The sequence below is a fragment of the Cupriavidus sp. SIMBA_020 genome (assembly GCF_046535395.1).
Lineage (GTDB): Bacteria > Pseudomonadota > Gammaproteobacteria > Burkholderiales > Burkholderiaceae > Cupriavidus > Cupriavidus campinensis.
In genome coordinates, this window is the sequence record NZ_JAWRWU010000617.1 from 1 (window position 1) to 270 (window position 270).

The window sequence follows — 270 nt, forward strand, 5'->3', positions numbered from 1 at the left end:
GATCCCGAACTGCACCGGCCCGACGCCGCACGCCATCGCGATCGGCAGGAACAGCGGCGTCGTGATCAGGATGTGCGCGGCCATGTCGACGAACGTGCCGAGGAACACCTGGATGATGTTGATGTACAGCAGCATCAGCCACGGCGCGGCGGTCGACTGCTTCAGCAGCCCTTCGATCGCATCCGGAATCTCCAGGTACGACATCTGGAAGCGCAGCATGTTCGACACGGCGATCAGCAGCAGCACGACGCCCGTCGTGCGCGCCGCATG

Annotated in this window: 1 protein-coding gene; it reads right to left on the reverse strand. The window is 64.4% G+C overall.

Annotation, left to right across the window (positions count from 1 at the left end):
• Positions 1-270, reverse strand: a 270-nt coding sequence (locus SB751_RS30765) for a TRAP transporter large permease subunit (protein ID WP_410749120.1), incomplete at both ends; no start/stop codon positions are given.